Source organism: Streptomyces sp. NPDC003011 (assembly GCF_053591515.1).
This window is the reverse complement of sequence record NZ_JBSFTY010000004.1, coordinates 99131-115850: the sequence shown is the minus strand read 5'-3', so window position 1 is coordinate 115850 and position 16720 is coordinate 99131. Positions and strand designations below refer to the sequence as shown.

At 73.8% G+C, this 16720-nt stretch carries 17 protein-coding genes; 16 read left to right on the top strand and 1 reads right to left on the bottom strand.

The features are described 5' to 3' along the window. Positions 1-18 precede the first annotated feature (18 nt). Complete coding sequence (locus ACWD0J_RS03605; RefSeq protein ID WP_451494068.1) at positions 19-555, top strand: hypothetical protein; 537 nt, start codon at positions 19-21, stop codon at positions 553-555. Between the two features lie 60 nt (positions 556-615). On the opposite strand, the gene ACWD0J_RS03600 is transcribed toward ACWD0J_RS03605, so the two are convergent. Further along, complete coding sequence (locus ACWD0J_RS03600) at positions 616-858, bottom strand: hypothetical protein (RefSeq protein ID WP_451494067.1); 243 nt, start codon at positions 856-858, stop codon at positions 616-618. Positions 859-1575: 717 nt separating this feature from the next. Between ACWD0J_RS03600 and ACWD0J_RS03595 the strand changes: the two genes are divergently transcribed. From ACWD0J_RS03595 to sbnA, 15 genes are all read left to right on the top strand, one after another. Next, entirely contained in the window at positions 1576-1794 is a 219-nt protein-coding gene (locus ACWD0J_RS03595; protein ID WP_451494066.1) for an MbtH family protein, read from the top strand. Positions 1795-1836: 42 nt separating this feature from the next. Next, positions 1837-2088 carry an acyl carrier protein gene (locus ACWD0J_RS03590; protein WP_451494065.1) on the top strand — a complete coding sequence of 84 codons (252 nt, stop codon included), beginning with the start codon at positions 1837-1839 and terminating at the stop codon, positions 2086-2088. A gap of 44 nt (positions 2089-2132) precedes the next feature. Continuing rightward, positions 2133-3389 carry a beta-ketoacyl-[acyl-carrier-protein] synthase family protein gene (locus ACWD0J_RS03585; protein ID WP_451494064.1) on the top strand — a complete coding sequence of 419 codons (1257 nt, stop codon included), beginning with the start codon at positions 2133-2135 and terminating at the stop codon, positions 3387-3389. Beyond that, positions 3386-4519 (top strand): beta-ketoacyl synthase N-terminal-like domain-containing protein, encoded by a 1134-nt coding sequence (locus ACWD0J_RS03580; protein WP_451494063.1) that lies wholly within the window; start codon positions 3386-3388, stop codon positions 4517-4519. The genes ACWD0J_RS03585 and ACWD0J_RS03580 overlap by 4 nt, the downstream gene beginning before the upstream one ends. Then, positions 4516-5520 carry a beta-ketoacyl synthase N-terminal-like domain-containing protein gene (locus ACWD0J_RS03575; protein ID WP_451494062.1) on the top strand — a complete coding sequence of 335 codons (1005 nt, stop codon included), beginning with the start codon at positions 4516-4518 and terminating at the stop codon, positions 5518-5520. The genes ACWD0J_RS03580 and ACWD0J_RS03575 overlap by 4 nt, the downstream gene beginning before the upstream one ends. Beyond that, positions 5517-6287 carry an alpha/beta fold hydrolase gene (locus ACWD0J_RS03570; RefSeq protein ID WP_451494061.1) on the top strand — a complete coding sequence of 257 codons (771 nt, stop codon included), beginning with the start codon at positions 5517-5519 and terminating at the stop codon, positions 6285-6287. Before ACWD0J_RS03575 ends, ACWD0J_RS03570 begins: the two co-directional genes overlap by 4 nt. A 58-nt stretch (positions 6288-6345) precedes the next feature. Next, positions 6346-7353, top strand: coding sequence for a hypothetical protein (locus ACWD0J_RS03565; RefSeq protein ID WP_451494060.1), 1008 nt, complete (start codon positions 6346-6348; stop codon positions 7351-7353). After that, positions 7350-8486 (top strand): beta-ketoacyl synthase N-terminal-like domain-containing protein, encoded by a 1137-nt coding sequence (locus ACWD0J_RS03560; RefSeq protein ID WP_451494059.1) that lies wholly within the window; start codon positions 7350-7352, stop codon positions 8484-8486. The genes ACWD0J_RS03565 and ACWD0J_RS03560 overlap by 4 nt, the downstream gene beginning before the upstream one ends. Continuing rightward, positions 8483-9034: a 3-hydroxyacyl-ACP dehydratase FabZ family protein gene (locus tag ACWD0J_RS03555; RefSeq protein ID WP_451494058.1), complete on the top strand. Its 552-nt coding sequence runs from the start codon at positions 8483-8485 to the stop codon at positions 9032-9034. Before ACWD0J_RS03560 ends, ACWD0J_RS03555 begins: the two co-directional genes overlap by 4 nt. Next, positions 9031-9615, top strand: a complete 585-nt coding sequence (locus ACWD0J_RS03550) for a 3-hydroxyacyl-ACP dehydratase FabZ family protein (protein ID WP_451494057.1) — start codon at positions 9031-9033, stop codon at positions 9613-9615. The genes ACWD0J_RS03555 and ACWD0J_RS03550 overlap by 4 nt, the downstream gene beginning before the upstream one ends. Then, positions 9612-10355, top strand: a complete 744-nt coding sequence (fabG, locus tag ACWD0J_RS03545; RefSeq protein WP_451494056.1) for a 3-oxoacyl-ACP reductase FabG — start codon at positions 9612-9614, stop codon at positions 10353-10355. Before ACWD0J_RS03550 ends, fabG begins: the two co-directional genes overlap by 4 nt. Further along, on the top strand, positions 10352-11053 hold the full coding sequence (locus ACWD0J_RS03540; protein WP_451494055.1) for a DsbA family protein: 702 nt from the start codon (positions 10352-10354) through the stop codon (positions 11051-11053). The genes fabG and ACWD0J_RS03540 overlap by 4 nt, the downstream gene beginning before the upstream one ends. 12 nt (positions 11054-11065) lie before the next feature. Then, a complete protein-coding gene (locus ACWD0J_RS03535; protein WP_451494054.1) occupies positions 11066-14536 on the top strand; it encodes a non-ribosomal peptide synthetase in 3471 nt (1156 codons plus the stop codon). An 87-nt stretch (positions 14537-14623) separates the two neighbouring features. Then, complete coding sequence (sbnB, locus tag ACWD0J_RS03530) at positions 14624-15667, top strand: 2,3-diaminopropionate biosynthesis protein SbnB (protein WP_451494053.1); 1044 nt, start codon at positions 14624-14626, stop codon at positions 15665-15667. Positions 15668-15693: 26 nt separating this feature from the next. Beyond that, entirely contained in the window at positions 15694-16707 is a 1014-nt protein-coding gene (sbnA, locus tag ACWD0J_RS03525; RefSeq protein WP_451494052.1) for a 2,3-diaminopropionate biosynthesis protein SbnA, read from the top strand. Positions 16708-16720: the final 13 nt, after the last annotated feature.

Sequence of the window (16720 nt, the reverse complement as noted above, 5' to 3'; positions counted from 1 at the left end):
TCCCGGGAGGAGACCGAGGTGTCCGAAGAATCTGGTTACGGACTGGCCCGCATGCTGCCGGAATGGCATTTCAGGGAGCTGCACACCATTCCGGTTCCCGGTACCCGGGCGGAGGTCATGCGGGCCGTGCACGCGACGACCTGGTCCGAGGCTCCGCTGGCCCGCGCGCTGGTCGCCCTCACCCGGGCCGACGTGTCGGCCGAGCGCCGCATCGTCCCCGACTTCCTGGCCGGCATGGGGGAGGTGGTGCCGGGCGGCGAGGACGAGTTCCTCTTCGTCGGAGCGCAGTCCCCGGGCGACGCGCCCCGGCCCGCCGGCAGCCTCTATGAGATCGTCACCGGCTGCCAGGATCCGGGGATCCTGAAGATCGGCATGAACGTGCGGGTCGCGGACGGCGTCCTCAGCACGGAGACCCGGGTCTTCGCCACGGACGAGCGGACCCGCCGCAGGTTCGCGCCCTACTGGTATCTCATCGTGTTCGCCAGCGGTCTCACCCGTAAGTCCATGCTGCGGGCCATCCGCAACCGGGTCGTACGGGAGACGACGAGTCCCTGACCCGCCAGGCGGCCCCGGGGCGCGTGGCTCGCCCGGCCCGCCCTCGCCCCGGTCGCGCGCTCACGCCGGGACGTGGAACGCCGTCAGGTGCCGGGGCAGACCCCGCCGGACCGGCGAGGCGCGGAAGCGGCCGCCGGTGAGACGGGTCGGCGTCACCGCGCCGGTGGACAGCGCGTGCCAGGCGTCCACGGCCGTGCCGTCCAGGTCGTCGTCCTCGCCGGCCGGCCCCCGCAGCGGTGCCCGGACCACGTCGCCCGGCCGGTACCGCCAGGAACCGGCGGCCCGCAGGTCCGCCCGGAACACCTCCAGCGCGCGCCGCTCGCCCCTTTCCCGTACCGCCGCGCCCGGCGAGGCCGCGCAGCGCGGTCGGGGCGTCGTCGGGCAGCTCCGCCCCGTCGCGCGCGAACGGCTCGGTGTGCCGGGCCTCCCTGCCGGGGCAGGAGGACCGGGCCGGCTCGGTGTTCTCGGGCAGCACGCGGGCCCAGGGCCGGAAGCGTGCCGTACCGCCGCCGCGGCGGCTCAGGCGGGACAGGGTGTGCGGGGCCCCGGGGCGGGGCAGTGGCCGGGTCTGTGCCTTCAGCGGCTGGATCAGTGGCTGGATCAGTGGCTTCAGCGGCCGGATCCGCGGCCCTGTCTGCGGTGGTATCCGTGGCCCGGTCATCCGGACTCCTCTCGGGGCCGTGGAAAGGGCATCGGGGAACGTACCGGCAGCCGCCGCGCGGCGCAGTCGGCGGCCAGAAATCTTCGATGGCCCGCGGATGACCCTGGGTAGTCAGGAAGGCCGTGGGAGTGACCGCCCGTCGGATCGGCGGCCGGCGAGGGCCCCGCCCGCCCCTTTTCGCCGCGGGTTGTGCCCCTGCGGGACGGCCGCCGGAAATCCCGCAACGCGTTATTCAATTCTTCTCATTGCAAACCCTCGAACGTCCGGTCGGACCAGTTTCCGTGAGGCCTTGTCGGCGTGATTCCCCGCTGCCTAGAGTCGAGCCGAAATGGGTGACAGGCCCGGAAGGGAAGAGTGCGATGGTCAATCCGTTCGAGGATGACAATGCCGAGTACTACGTGCTCGTGAACGAGGAGGGGCAGTACTCCCTCTGGCCCGTATTCGCCGAGATTCCGGCGGGCTGGGACAGGGCGCACGGCGCCGCCCCCCGCCAGGAATGCCTCGACTACGTCGAAGAGCACTGGACGGACATGCGTCCGCGCAGCCTGGCAGCCGCCATGGACGCGCCGGCGTCCTGACATCCCCCGCACGCGACCGAACCACCTAGGAGAAAACGAAAAATGTCGATCCTTGCCGAAGACCGCCGCGCCGCAGTCAGGGAAATAGTCTGCGACATTCTCGAGCTCGAGGATGGCGAGGTGACCGACACCAGCCTCTTCATCGACGACCACGGGGCCGACTCGCTGCGCGCCATCGAGATCCTCGCGTCCCTGGAGAAGGAGTTCGGCATCACCATCGACCAGTCCGAACTGGCCGAGATGATCAACCTGGAGGCGGTCTACACCGTCGTCGCGAAGGCGCCCGTCCGCTGACCGAGTCACCGCTGAGCCGATCCGAAGGTTGAAGGGGAAAAAGCATGTCCTCAACACGCCCTGGCGTGGGAACCGGGAAACGCCGCGTGGTTCTCACCGGCTTCGGAGTGATCTCCAGTATCGGCACCGGAGCCGAGGAGTTCACCGACAGCCTGCGGGCCGGCCGCAGTGGTGTCAGCCCCATCTCGCTGTTCGACGTCGAGGGCTTCGCCCACGTCAACGGCTGCGAGGTCAAGGGGTTCGACCCCGAGCAGTGGATCTCCCGCACTCCGGTGGGCGAACTGGGCCGCGCCAGTCGCTTCGCCGTCGCCGCGGCCGTGATGGCCGTCCGGGACGCTGGTCTGGATCCCGCGGAACTCGCCGGCCGACGGGGACTGATCTCCGTCGGCACCACGGACGGCGAGTCCTACGAACTGGACCAGCTGGTGGCCGCCGAGCTCGCCGACGGGCCCGAGCACATGGACCCGGAGATCGTCCGGCGGGTCTCGGCGGCCCGGCTCTCCACCGCCATCGCCCAGGAACTGGACCTGACCGACGTCGAGGCCCCCACCATCGCCACCGCCTGCTCCGCCGGCAACTACGCGATCGGGTACGGCTTCGACGCGGTCGGCTCGGGCGAGGTGGACTTCGCCCTGTGCGGAGGCGCGGACGCGATGTGCCGCAAGACCTTCACCGGTTTCTACCGGCTCGGCACCATCGCCCCCGAGTACTGCCAGCCCTTCGACGCCGACCGCAAGGGCATCCTCACCGGCGAGGGCGCCGGCGTCCTCGTCCTGGAGAGCCTGGACTCCGCGCTCGCCCGGGGCGCCACCATCTACGCCGAAGTCCTCGGCTACGGCCTCAACTGCGACGCGTACCACCAGGTCGCGCCCAACGGCGACAGCGTCGCCCAGTGCATGAGCATCGCCCTGGACAACGCCGGAGTGAAGCCCGCCGAGGTCGACCTGATCTCGGCCCACGGCACCGGCACCAAGGCCAACGACATCACCGAGGCCGCCGCCATCCGCAGCGTCTTCGGCGACGCCACCCCACGCACCATCTCGCTGAAGTCGATGCTCGGCCACACCATGGGCGCCGCCAGCGCGCTCGGCGCCATCGCCTGTGGCCTCGCCATCACGCACGGCTTCATCCCGCCGACCATCAACCACCACCGCACCGACCCGGAGTGCGACATCGACTGCGTGCCCAACCACGCCGTCGACGCCGACCTCCGCGTCGTGCAGAACAACGGGCTCGCCTTCGGCGGCAACAACGCCATCGTGATCCTCGGCAAGTACGACGGGGACGGTGACCCCCGGTGACGTACCCCATCGTCGGGACCGGCGCGGTGGCCTCCATCGGCGCCGACCCGGAGGAGATATTCGCCGCCCTGTGCGCCGGGCGCAGCGGCCTCGCACCGCTGCGGGCCTTCGACCCCTCCCGCTACACGGCCCAGCAGCTCTTCGAGATCGACGACCGGCAGGCCGAGGGCGTCGACGAACCCGGGCGGGCCACCCGCTTCCTCGTCGAGGCGGTCCGGCAGGCCGTCGAGGACGCCGGACTGGGCCCCGCCGAGCTGGCGGGGATCCCGGTACTCGTCGGCACCGGGCTGCGCGAGCTGCGCACCCTGGAACTGTGGTGGCGCGACGGCGTCCCCCTCGACGCCGACGGACTGCACTTCGCGAACGCGCTGCGGCGCCGGTTCGGCAGCGTCGACACCCACACCTTCGCCGGTGCCTGCTCGGCCTCCCTCTACGCGCTGGCGCTCGCCTGGGACCTGCTGGAACAGGGCGAGGCGGAGACCGTCGTGGTGGCCGGCTGCGACGTGGTCACGGAGAGCATGTTCGGCCAGGCGGACCGGGTGCAGTTCGACCCGCCGCCCGCCGTGCGCCCCATGGACCGGGCCCGTCAGGGCACCATCCTGGGCGAGGGCGCCGCGGCCGTCGTCCTCACCCGCTCCGCCCCCGCCGGCCGCCCGGTCCGCGGCCGGCTCGAGTCGGTGGCCGTCAACTGCGACGCCCACCACCAGACCGCCCCCGACGAGGCCGGCGTGGAGGCGGCCGTCCGCGCGGCGCAGCGGCAGGCCGGCGTCACACCCGCCGACATCGACCTGGTCCTGCTGCACGCCACCGGCACCCCGCTCAACGACCGTACGGAAGCCACCGTGACCGCCCGCGTCTTCGACGGCGCCCGGCCGGCGCTCACCGGCATCAAGTCGCTCACCGGACACACCTCGGGCTCGGCCGGCCTGCTCAGCCTGATCGTGGCGCTGCGCTCGCTGCAGACCGGCCTGGTGCCGCCCGTCGCGGGACTGACCGACCCGCTGCCCGAGGGCGCGGGACTGCATCTGGTGACCGGCGAGCCGTACGCCGCACCGCTGCGCCTGGCCCAGGTCAACAGCTTCGGCTTCGGCGGCGTCAACGCCGTCGCCCTGGTCGGAGGTGCCGCGTGACACCCGCCGTCACCGGCGTCGCCGTGGCCCTGCCCGGTGCCGCCGGTCCCAGTGCCCTGCTGCGGCCCGCGGTCACCGGGGCCGACCCGGTGGACACCACCGTGCTGACCGGCCGCAAGGGCCAGCGCTTCAAGGACCGGGCCACCCGGCTCGGACTGCACCTGGCGCACGCCGCGCTCACCGACGCCGGACTCCTCGACGAGGAGGGCACGATCACCGTGCCCGGCGACCGGATCGGCGCCGTCGTCAGCTCCAACCTCGGCAACGCGGACACCGTGTGCCGGGCGGTGGAGACCATCGCCAAGGAGTCCGCCGGCGCCCTCAGCCCGATGGACACCCCCAACGCCTCCAGCAACATCATCGCCTCGGAGACCGCGATCCGGTACCGGCTGCGCGGCCCCAACCTGACGGTGTGCAACGGACGCGGCTCCGGCCTGGACGCCGTCCGCTGGGCCGCGCTGATGCTCCGCTCCGGGCGCGCCGACCACATGCTGGTGACCGGCGTCGAACCGGACAACGAGGTGACCCGCCGGCTCGTCGGCGGCCCGGTCGCGGACGGCGGCGCCGCCCTGGTGCTCAGCCGTACGCCCACCGCCGCGGTGCCCCGGGCCCTGCTCGGCCCGGTCCTGCGCACCGGCCGGCCGAGCGACACGGTCCGCGAACTGACCCGCCGGACCCCCGCCGGCGAGCTCTGGCTCACCGGCGACGGCGAAGGTGACGGCGACGGTGACCTCCGGCGCACGGACGGCGGCGGGGGCGGCCTGCGGCCCGTCGTCGGGGACCGGCCGCCGTTCGACGCCGGGACCGGCACCCCCGGCGCCGCGGCCCCGACGGTCGCGCGGCGGCTCGCCCTGACCGGCTGGGGCGAACTGTCCGGCGCCCTCGGAGTGGTGCAGTGCGCCGCCGCCGCCGGCTGGTTCGCCACCGGCCGCACCGCCCCGGTGTACGCCCTGGCCGGCACCGCGGGAGCCGTCCTGTACCCCCCGGAGCGCACCTCATGACGCACGTGGTCCTGTTGCACGGGCTCGCCAACAACGAGGGCATCTGGGCCCCGCTCGCCGCCCACTGGCGCCCCGGTGTCACCGTGCACGCCCCCCGGCTGCCCTGGCACGCCGGCGGGATCGCCGACTGGCGCCACGAGACCGACTCGCCGGCGCGGCTGCACGAGGTGCTCGACGCCCTGCCCGGCGGCCCCGGCGTGGTGGTCGCCCACTCGTTCGGCTCGATGGTCCTGCTCGCCCTGCTCTGCGAGCGGGCGGCGGCCGGCCAGCCGCTGGACCTGCCCGGCGTCGTCCTGGTCAACCCCTTCTACCGCGGCGACGCGGACGACTTCCACTGGAACATGATCGCGCCGACGCTGGACGACTTCCCGCGCACCATGGCCGAGTCCGTCAGACTGCGCACCCCCGGCCACCCCATCGAGGAGGAGCGCCTGGCCGACATGGCCCGGCGCATGACCGAGTGGATCGGACCGTACGGCTGGCTCCGGTTCTTCGACACCTACCTGCGCACCCCGCTGCTGCGCGTCGACCTCGTCGGCACCCCGGCCCTGGTCGTCGGCTGCGAGGACGACCGCTCCGCGCCCGTCGACCACGCCCGCGAGCTCGCCGCCCGGCTGCCCGCCGGACAGGCGCTGACCGTGCCCGGCTGCGGCCACTTCCCGATGCTCGAACGGCCCGCCTGGCTCGCCGCCACGGTGCACGACTTCCTCGACCGGATCCCGGACCACGCGGCGCCCCCGGCGCTCTCGCCGTCGGCCCGTGCCTGAACCCGCCGCCCCTCCCGGTCTGTCCGACCCCCTACGCCCCGACACGAAGGAGTCCGTGATGGACCCGACGTCCCATCCCGCCGTGACGGCGCTGCTTCAGACGCCGACGACAGTACGGCTGCGCCCCCTGTTCGAAGGCAACAACATCAGCTTCGCCATCGGCTTCAAACACATCAACTACGTGGCGGAGGCGGCGGTCCTGCACCACTTCAGGGCGGCGGGACTGCCCGTGGGCGAGCTGTACCGGCACTACGGACTCGGGTTCGACATCGTCGACATCCACTCCCGGCTGGGCGCGCTGCTCGCCGTGGACGACGAGGTGGAGGCCGTCGTCACCCCGGCCACCAAGGACGGCGACACCCGGCTGCGCTTCAAGGCCGACCTGTACGTCGAGCGGGACGGCGAACGCGTCAAGTGCGCCGGCTCCACGATCCTGGTGGCCTTGCGCGTCGACGGGCACATCCAGGCCCAGCAGCCCTGGCCGGCCGGGCTCGGCCGGTTCGCCACCGACCGGCTGGGCGCGGGCGAACAGCTGGAGATCGCGGCCTCCCCGGTGCCGTACGGCGAGTTCACCGCCGGACGCGGCACGAGCGCCGACCCGGTGCTGAGCGAACTGATCGGTGAGACCAACGCGTTCGGCTGGCGCTGGCGGGTCGGCTACTTCTACTGCCACTACAACGAGCGCGTCCAGATGTCCGGCTTCCTGCGCGTCATGGAGGAGGTCGAGGACCTCTTCCTCGCCGACCGCGGACTGGCCATCAAAGAGGTGCTCGACACCCGCGGCTGGATCCCCGTCGTGACCCGGTCCCGGATCGAACTCCTCGACGAGACGGTGATGGAGGAGGAGCTGTACACCGTCTACACCGTCGAGGACGTCTTCAAGACACTGCTCTACACCACCCGCATGGACTGCTACGTCCTGCGCCGAGGACGGCTGGTGAAGACCGCCACCGGCACCATCACTCACGGCTACCTCCAGGAAACGGCCCCCAACCAGTGGGAGATGGCCGAGTTCGACGAGGCCACCGTCACCGCCCTCACCACGCCCCGCAAGGCGGCGTCATGAGCGCCCCCGCGACCGAACGGACCGCGGCCGGACACGAGTCGACCGGCCACCCGGTGATCACCGGCTGGTCGGCGGTGTCCCCCTACGGCATCGGCGCCGAGGCGCTCGCCGAGGGGCTGAGGGCCCAGCGGCCCACCATCGCCCCCGTCGACACCGCGCGCTGGAAGGTGCCCCCCGCCCGGGCGCACCTGGTGCCCGGCTTCGAGACCCGGGACGTCCTCGGCAGGAAGGGCACCCGGTCCATGGACCGGGTCACCGGCCTCGCGGTCACCGCGGTCGGCTCCCTGCTCGACCGGCCGGGTTCGGCGCGCGAGACGGAGACCGGGGAGCGGGCCGCGCTGGTGCTCGCCACCACCACCGGCAGCGCCGCCAGCATGATGGACTTCACGCGCAGCTCCCTCCAGGGCGCCCGGCCCTACGACGTCGACCCGGCCGTGATGCCGAACGCCGTGATGAACTGCGCGGCCGGGCAGTGCGCCATCTGGTACGGCATCAGGGGACCCAACACCACGCTGGCCGGCGGACGCGCGGCCGGCCTGCTCGCCCTCAACTACGCGACCCGGCTGCTGGCCACGCAGCGCGCGGACACCGTGCTGTGCGCCGCGGCCGAGGAGTTCTCGCACGCGCGGTACTGGCTGGAGCAGCACAGCCGGGGTCCGGAGGCGCCGGGGGTCGCGCTCGGCGAGGGCGCGGCCGTGCTCCTGGTGCGGCCCGCCGACAGGTTCACCCCCGAGCGTCCGGCACTCGCCGAGATCCTCGCCGTACGCACCCGGGTCGCCGTCGGCAACCGGGCCCGCGGGGCCCTGGAGGCCTGTGTGCGCTCGGCCCTGGAGGCCGCCGGAGCCGGTCCCGGGGAGGTGTGGGCCGCCGCTCCCGGGGACGCGCCGGGTCTGCTCGGGCACATCGAGCGCGAGGTCCTGGGGGACCTGTGCGGGGCCGCGGCCCTGGAGCGGGTCCCGGCCGTCGGCCGGCTCGGCGACCTCTCCGCGGCCTCCGGGTCCTTCCAGATCGCCCTCGTCCTCGCGACGGCCGCCGGCACCCCCGCCGCCGCCGGCCGGATCGCCGTCATCACCTCCGCCGACCGCGACGGCTCCCTCGCCTGCGCCGTACTGCGCCTGGCGGCCACCCGATGACCCTGGACCTGCCGGCCCCGGCCCCGGCCCCGGCCCCGGCGCATCCGGCCGCCGCCGCCCCGCACCCGGCGGACACCGGCGGTCCGGCGCGCACGGCCCCCGCCGGCCCGGGCACCGGCGCCCCGAAGGACGGCCCGCCCGGGATCCGTCCCGCGGCCGGCGTCCCCGTGAGCCCCGTCGCCGCCGTCGTGCACGTCGAGCACCGCAACGAGGAGGGGCTGCCTCTCGTCGCCCGGGCCGAGATCGGCGCCGGGGAGCCGGTGTTCGCCGGGCACTATCCGCACTTCCCGATCTTTCCCGGGGTGTGCGTGCTGGAGTGCGTGCAGCGGGCCGCCACCGACGGGGCCGCCGCTCCCTCCGCAGCCGCCCTCGCCGCCGTGGAGTCGGCGCGGTTCGTCGGCGCGGTCCGGCCGGGGGACACCCTGCGCCTCACCCTGCGCTGGCGGACCACCGGCGCGGGCCTGCGCTGCGACGCCGTGGCCGAGACCGCGCGCGGCCGGGCCGCCACCGTACGCCTGCGCTACGAGCCCGCCGGAGGTGCCCGATGACCGCCCCCGCCCCGGTCCTGCCCCAGTCCGTGGAGCTGCTGCCGCACCGCTATCCGATGCTGCTCGTGGACCGGGTGACCGAACTGGTGCCCGGCGAGCGGATCCGCGCCCTCAAGGCGGTCACGCTCAACGAGCCCTGGTACGCCGGGATCTCGCCCGGCCGGCCGCTGGACTACCCGCCGTCCCTGCTCGTCGAGTCCTGGGGCCAGGCGGCGGGCCTGCTGGCCTCGGCGACCTCCGGCGTACCCGACGGGCACGTCATGCTGTTCGGTTCGGTGGCCGACGCCGAGTTCCACGCCGCCGTCCTCCCCGGCGACGTACTGGAGCACCGGGTCACCGTCGCCCGCGCTCTCGCCGACTCGGTGATCTTCGAAGGCAGCAGTCACCGCGGCGACGAGACCGTGCTGACCGTGGCCCGGATGGTGATGGCCTTCCGCCCCGCCGGCCAGGTGCGCCCGGCCGAGCCGTCGCCCCCCGCCGAGCCGTCGCCCTCCGCCGCGCCACCGCCCTCCGCCGCGCCACCGTCCCCCGCCCCGCCCCGACACCCGTCCGCCACAGCCGGAAGAGAGGCCGACCGATGAGCGAGACCAGGCCCGTAGCACTGATCAGTGGAGGCTCCCGCGGCATAGGCCGGGCCGTCGTGCTCAGACTCGCGGCGGACGGCTACGACGTCGGTTTCTGCTACCACTCCCAGGAGGAGGCCGCCCGGCTCGTCGCCAAGGAGGCCGGGGAGCTCGGCGCCCGCGTGCTCCACCGCCGCGTCGACGTGGCCGACCCGGACGCCGTCCGCGCCTGGGTCACCGGCACCGAGGACGAACTCGGCCCGATCGAGACCGCCGTCACCTCCGCCGGCATCGTCCGCGACAAGGCGCTGGTCATGATGTCCGACGACGAGTGGCGCTCGGTCATGGCAGCCAACCTCGACGGCGTCTTCCACGTCTGCCGCGCGGTCGCCTTCGGCATGATGAAGCGCCGCCGCGGCAGCATCGTCGCGCTGTCCTCCGTGGCCGGCGTGTACGGCAACGCCACCCAGACCAACTACGCCGCCTCCAAGGCCGGGATCATCGGCCTGGCCAAGTCCCTCGCCAAGGAGGTCGGCCGCTACGGCATCCGCGCCAACGCGGTCGCCCCCGGCTTCGTCGACACCGACATGGTCGCCGCCGTCTCCGAACGCGCGCGCACCGAGGCCCTCGCCAACGTGCCGCTGGGCCGCATGGGCACCGCCGAGGAGGTCGCCGACCTCGTCGCGTTCCTCGCCGGGGACCGGGCGGGCTACATCACCGGATCCGTGTTCCACATCGACGGGGGGATGGCCCTGTGAGCGCCGCCCGCTGCCGGAAGAAGCATCCCCGGTGGTACTTCTCGCTGCGCAGCCCCTACTCGTGGTTCGCCTACCGCGACCTCAGCGAGAACCACCCCGACGTGCTCGACCAGATCGAGTGGATCCCCTACTGGGAGCCGGACGAGGAGTCCGCCCGGCTGCTCGCCGAGGCCGACGTGACCCTGCCGGTGACGCCCATGCACCGCAGCAAGAACTTCTACATCCTGCGCGACGCCCGCCGCTGGGCACACGCCCGCGGCTGGGACGTGACCTGGCCGGTCGACCGTGCCCCGCACTGGGAGATCTCCCACCTCGCCTACCTCGCCGCCGAGGAGCAGGGCCAGGGGCAGCGGTTCGTGGAACTGGCCTACCGGGCGCGCTGGAACGAGGGCCGGGACCTGTCGGAGCGCGCCACCGTCGCCGCCATCGCCCGCACCCTCGGCCTGGACCCGTCGCTCGCCGACGCGGTCGACGACCCCGTCCTGCGGACCAAGGGGGTGGCGTGCCTGATCGCGGCGTACCACGACGACGCCTTCGGGGTTCCGTTCTTCGTCCACGGCCGTGAGCCGTTCTGGGGTGCCGAACGGGTCGGCGCCTTCGTGGCCGCCGTACGCGGAGAGGAGTGGGACGGCGTCAGCGACGCGCCCTTCCACGCGCCCCCCTTCACGGCGGCCCCGGACACCGGCCGCACGGCCTGACAGGAGGAAGCGATGACCACCACCGGAACACCCCGGCGGACGGTGCCCCGCTGGGTTTCCCCGGCACCGGACGGGCAGCGCGCCCCGGCCGGATGGGCCGAGCTGAACCTCCCGGTGCCCCGCCGGCTGGCCGCGCGGGTGCGGCTGCTGTCCCGGCGCGCGGGCGTCGGCTGGGAAGCCGCCCTGCTCGCCGCCCACGCCGCCGTCCTGGCCGCCCTCAGCGGCGAGCGCACGATCCTCACCGGCTACGTCGGCCCGGCCGCGGACACCCCCGTCCCCCGCACCCTCACCCTCGCCGACGAGACCTGGCGCGAGCTGACGGGAGCCTGCGCGGCCACCGGTGACGGCCCCGCCGACGCCCTCCACGAGACCGTCCTGGACCTCGGACACCTCCGCGGTGACCTTGCCGAACCGCCCCCGCACGTGGTCCTCACCGTCACCCTCCGGTACGGTCCGGCCGGTCCGGCCCTGCTGGTCGGCCACCGCACCGACGTCCTGGACGCCGGGGCGGCCGAACGCGTCGCCGGATACCACCTGACCGCCGTGGACCATCTGACCCGCGAGCCGGACGCCCCCGCCCGCGCTCAGGGACTGCTGTCCGCCGCCGAGCACCACCACCAGATCCACGCACTGTCCGGGCCCGCGAGGGAGGTGCCGGACCGCCGGTTCCACGAGCTGTTCGCGGAGCAGGCCGCCCTGCGGCCCCACGACATCGCCGCCGTGCACGCCGGCCGCAGCTGGACGTACGAGGAGCTCAACACCCGGGCCAACCGGATCGCGCACGCCCTCCTCGCCCGGGAGCTGGGCCCCGAGGCCGTGGTCGCGGTCGTCACCGAACGCAACCTCGACTGGCTCGCCGCGGTCATCGGCGTGTTCAAGGCCGGCGCCGCCTACCTGCCCGTGGAACCGCACGCACCGGTCGACCGGATGGCCCGCACCCTGGACCGCGGCGGCTGCCGCCTGGCCCTGACCGAGCCGGGCGGCCCCGGACACCTCCGGCAGGCCGCACCGCAGGGCCTCGAACTCCTCGACATCACCGCCGCGTACGCCGAGCGGCGCCCCGGCCACGACCCCGGCGTCGCCGTCGCGGGCGGCCAGCTCGCCTACCTGTACTTCACCTCCGGCTCCACCGGAGAGCCCAAGGGCGCCATGTGCGAGCACGCGGGCTTCCTCAACCACCTGCTCGCCAAGATCGAGGACCAGGAGATGGCGGCCGGCGACGTCGTCGCGCAGACCGCCCCGCAGTCCTTCGACATCTCCCTGTGGCAGCTGGTCGCCGCCCTGGTCGTGGGCGGCCGCACCCTGATCGTCGAACAGGAGGCGATCCTCGACGTCGACCGCTACCTCCACACCGTGGAGCAGGGCGAGGTCTCCGTCCTCCAGGTCGTCCCCTCCTACCTGGAGGTCGTGCTCAACCGGCTGGAGGAGAGCCCGCGCCCGCTGCCCGCCCTGCGCCGGGTCTCCGTCACCGGGGAGGCGCTGAAGAAGGAACTCGCGGTCCGCTGGTTCCGGCGGTTCCCGCACATCCCCCTGATGAACGCCTACGGCCTGACGGAGACCTCGGACGACACCCACCACGAGGTCATGACCTCGGCGCCGGCCGGGGACTCGGTGCCGCTGGGCCGCCCGGTCCGCAACGTCGCGGTCTACGTCGTCGACGAGCGGCTGCGGCCGGTCCCGCTCGGCGCCCCCGGTGAGATCGTCTTCTCCGGCGTCTGCGTCGGCCGCGGCTACGTCAACGACCCCGAGCGCACCGCGCAGGCGTTCGTCGAGGACCCGCACCGGCCCGGCCGGCGCCTGTACCGGTCGGGCGACTTCGGGCGCCATCTGCCCGGCGGCTCCCTGGAGTTCCTCGGCCGCCGCGACGCCCAGATCAAGATCCGCGGCTTCCGCATCGAGATCGGCGAGATCGAGAACCAGCTGCTGCGGCTGCCCGGGGTGCGCGACGGCGCCGTCGTGGTCGTCGACTCGGCGGACGGCGAACGCCACCTGGTCGGCTTCCAGAGCGGAGGGCGGGAGTCCGCCGCCGCACTGCGGGCACGGCTGCGGCAGACGCTGCCGGCGTACATGGTCCCGGACCGGCTGGAGCCGCTCGACGCCCTGCCGCTCACCCCCAACGGGAAGACGGACCGCAAGGCCCTGCGGAGGATCGCCGACGCCCTCCCGGCGCGGCAGGACACCACCCGGCCGCACGAGGCGCCCCGCACCGACACCGAGCGCCGGCTCGCCGCCGCCTGGGCCGAGATCCTCAAGGTGCCCGCCGAGCGCGTGGGACGCGCCGACGACTTCTTCGCCCTCGGCGGCACCTCGCTGTCCGCGGTGCAGCTCGTCGTACGGACCGGACGCGCCTTCACGCTGCGCGACATGGCCCGCCACCCGACCCTCGCCGCGCTCGCCGCGTTCGTCGACGACCCGGCCGCCACCGCCCCCGGCACGACCGCCGCCGCGCCCGCGCGCCGTTCCGTGGCTCCCGGGACCGCCCGTGCCGCGGCCGGCGTGACACCCGCGGCGGACGCCGCCCCGTTCGAGGTGGTCAGGACCGAGGGCTCCCCGGCCGTCCTCACCGTGGACCGGCCCGCCCTCGCCGACCCGGCCGCCTGGGCCGCCGAGCACGCCGCCCGGCTGCGCGCCACGGTCGCCGAACACGGAGCGCTGCTGGTCCGCGGCCTCGGGCTGACCGACGCGCCGGCCGTCGGCCGGGTCGGCCGCGCCCTGCTGCACGAGGTGATGACCGAACGCGAGGGATTCGCCCCGCGCCGTCTGCTCGCGGACGGTGTCTACTCGTCCTCGGAGTGGCCGGCCGAGCAGCCCATGTGCATGCACCACGAGCTGAGTTACGCCCGCGAGGTGCCCGGCACCCTGCTCTTCGGCTGCCTGGCCGCGCCCGAGTCCGGCGGTGTCACGGGCGTCGCCGACTCCGCCGACGTGCTGGAGGCGCTCCCGGCGGGCCTGGTCGCCCGCTTCGAGGCCGAGGGCTGGCGGATCGACCGCAACTACACCCACACCGTGGGCGTCGGCCTCACCGACGCCTTCGGCACGGACGACCGGGCCGCCATCGCGGCGTACTGCGCCGCCCGGGGCATCGAGTGCCACCCCCAGCCGGGCGGCGACCTGCGCACCCGGCAGCGTGCCGCCGCCGTCCTCACCCACCCGGTCACCGGGCGGCGCGGCTGGTTCAACCAGATCGCCTTCCTCAACGAATGGACCCTGGACCCCGTCATCCGCGAGTACCTGACGTTCGAGTTCGGCGCCGACGGACTGCCGTTCAACAGCCGCTACGGCGGCGGCGCCGGCCTCGACGAGGACACCGTGCTCGCCATCAACGCGGTGTACGAGAAGCACACCCTGCGCGAGCCGTGGCAGACCGGCGACCTGCTGATCGTCGACAACCTGCGGATGGCGCACAGCCGCGAGCCGTACGAGGGCGACCGGCGGATCGCCGTCGTCCTCGGCGACCCGGTCACCGTGCCCGCCCACCCCTGACCGCCCCCACCACCAGCAGGCCGGGCGCGCCCCCCTCCCTCTCCGGCGCGCCCGGCCATCACCCGCCAGCCCACGGATGGAGCAACCATGTCCCGCCCGCCGCTCGTGCCCCCGTTCGCCGTCGTCACCGGTGCGCAGGTGGCCGAGGTGCTCACCGGCCGAGAGAAGCACGTCGTGAACCTGGTCGAGGACGTCTACCGGCTGCACGGCCGCGGCGACTCGGTCAACCCGCCCTCGTACTTCCTGCGCTTCCCGGACCGGCCGAGCTCCCGCATCATCGCGCTGCCCGCCTCCGTCGGCGGGGAGCGGCCCACCGACGGCCTGAAGTGGATCTCCAGCTTCCCGGAGAACGTCGCGTCCGGCATTCCCCGGGCCTCCGCCGTCCTCATCCTCAACGACCACGCGACCGGCTACCCGATCGCCTGCCTGGAGAGCTCCATCATCAGCGCCTCCAGGACCGCCGCGTCGGCCGCGCTCGCCGCCGACCGGCTCAGCCGGGGCACCCGCCCGCGCCGGATCGGCTTCGTCGGCACCGGCCTCATCGCCCGCTACGTCCACCACTACCTGGAGGCCACCGACTGGACCTTCGACGAGACCGGCGTCCACGACCTGTCCCCGGAGCACGCCGAGGCGTTCTCCGGCCGTCTGGCCGGGCGGCCCGGCACCGGGCGCGTGGTGGTGCACGACAGCGCCGAGGACCTGATCCGGGCGAGCGACCTGGTGGTCTTCGCCACCGTCGCCGGCTCCCCGCACGTCCACGACCCGGCCTGGTTCGCCCACAACCCGCTGGTGCTCAACGTGTCGCTGCGCGACCTGGCCCCCGAGATCCTGCTCGCCTCCGCCAACATCCTCGACGACGTCGAGCACTGCCTGAAGGCCGACACCTCGCCGCACCTGACCGAACAGCTCACCGGCGGCCGGGACTTCATCGACGGCACGCTGTTCGACGTGATCGAGGGCCGGGTCGAACCGCCCGCCGACCGGCCCGTGGTCTTCTCCCCGTTCGGCCTCGGCGTGCTGGACATCGCCCTCGGCCGTCATGTGTACGACCAGCTGGGCGACACGGGCCGGCTCCAGGTCGTCGACGGCTTCTTCCACGAACTCGACCGCTACGGCCGCGACCGCGCCTAGGCGGGGAAACAGAACACGGTGATGAAGTGACGGTCATATCCGCCCCGTACGAGATCAACGTCGACGACGTCTTCGTGGATCTCCAGTCCGTCTTCGACGTACCCCTCTTCCTCAAGTACGAGGGGATCAACCTGGCCGGCTCCGTCAAGCTGAAGGCGGCCCTGGAAATGGTGCTCGCCGCCGAACGCGACGGCACCCTCACCCCGGGTGCCGTGCTGGTGGAGTCGTCGTCCGGCAACCTCGGCGTCGCCCTCAGCATGGTCGCGGCCCACCGGGGATACGGCTTCGTCTGCGTCACCGACTCCCGCTGCAACCCGGCGAGCCGCCGCCTGATGGAGTCCTTCGGCGCCCGGGTGCTGGTCATCTCCCGCCCGGACAAGGAGCGCGGCCTGCTCGGCGCCCGCATCGACTACGTGCGCCGCCTGGTCGACTTCGACCCCAACTACGTCTGGCTCAACCAGTACGTCAACCCGCACAACTGGCTCTCCCACTACCGCACCACCGGCCCCGCCGTCGCCGCGCAGTTCCCCGGCCTGGACGTCCTGTTCGTCGGCGCGGGCACCACCGGCACCCTGATGGGCTGCGCCCGCTACTTCCGCGAACACGCCCCGGGGGTGCGGATCGTGGCGGTCGACAGCGTCGGCTCGGTCACCTTCGGCGGTCCCGCCCTCACCCGGCACATCCCGGGCCTCGGCGCGGGCGTACGGCCGCAACTGCTGGACGAGGGGCTCGTCGACGAGGTCGTGATGGTGCCCGAACGCGACACCCTGGAGAGCTGCCACGCCATGGCCCGCCAGGGCTTCCTGTTCGGCGGCTCCACCGGGACGGTCGTCAGCGGCGCCCTGCGCTGGCTGGCCGGGCGGCCCCGGGACGAGCGGCTCACCGCCGTCGCGCTCTCCCCGGACCAGGGCGACCGCTACCTCGACACCGTGTACGACCCGGCCTGGGTGGAGCGGAACTTCGGTGCCCCGCACACCTGGGACACGGCGGTGCCCGAGGGGCCGGCCGATGTCCCCGAGCTGGTCACCAGCGCGGGCTGAACCCCGCCTCCCT

Bases quoted from the DNA above. Each gene is read 5' to 3' on its own strand.
- ACWD0J_RS03555 (WP_451494058.1), top strand. From the start codon at position 8,483: ATGACCCTGGACCTGCCGGCCCCGGCCCCGGCCCCGGCCCCGGCGCAT.
- ACWD0J_RS03560 (WP_451494059.1), top strand. From the start codon at position 7,350: ATGAGCGCCCCCGCGACCGAACGGACCGCGGCCGGACACGAGTCGACC.
- ACWD0J_RS03550 (WP_451494057.1), top strand. From the start codon at position 9,031: ATGACCGCCCCCGCCCCGGTCCTGCCCCAGTCCGTGGAGCTGCTGCCG.
- fabG (WP_451494056.1), top strand. From the start codon at position 9,612: ATGAGCGAGACCAGGCCCGTAGCACTGATCAGTGGAGGCTCCCGCGGC.
- ACWD0J_RS03590 (WP_451494065.1), top strand. From the start codon at position 1,837: ATGTCGATCCTTGCCGAAGACCGCCGCGCCGCAGTCAGGGAAATAGTC.
- ACWD0J_RS03535 (WP_451494054.1), top strand. From the start codon at position 11,066: ATGACCACCACCGGAACACCCCGGCGGACGGTGCCCCGCTGGGTTTCC.
- ACWD0J_RS03595 (WP_451494066.1), top strand. From the start codon at position 1,576: ATGGTCAATCCGTTCGAGGATGACAATGCCGAGTACTACGTGCTCGTG.
- ACWD0J_RS03585 (WP_451494064.1), top strand. From the start codon at position 2,133: ATGTCCTCAACACGCCCTGGCGTGGGAACCGGGAAACGCCGCGTGGTT.
- sbnB (WP_451494053.1), top strand. From the start codon at position 14,624: ATGTCCCGCCCGCCGCTCGTGCCCCCGTTCGCCGTCGTCACCGGTGCG.
- ACWD0J_RS03570 (WP_451494061.1), top strand. From the start codon at position 5,517: ATGACGCACGTGGTCCTGTTGCACGGGCTCGCCAACAACGAGGGCATC.
- ACWD0J_RS03565 (WP_451494060.1), top strand. From the start codon at position 6,346: ATGGACCCGACGTCCCATCCCGCCGTGACGGCGCTGCTTCAGACGCCG.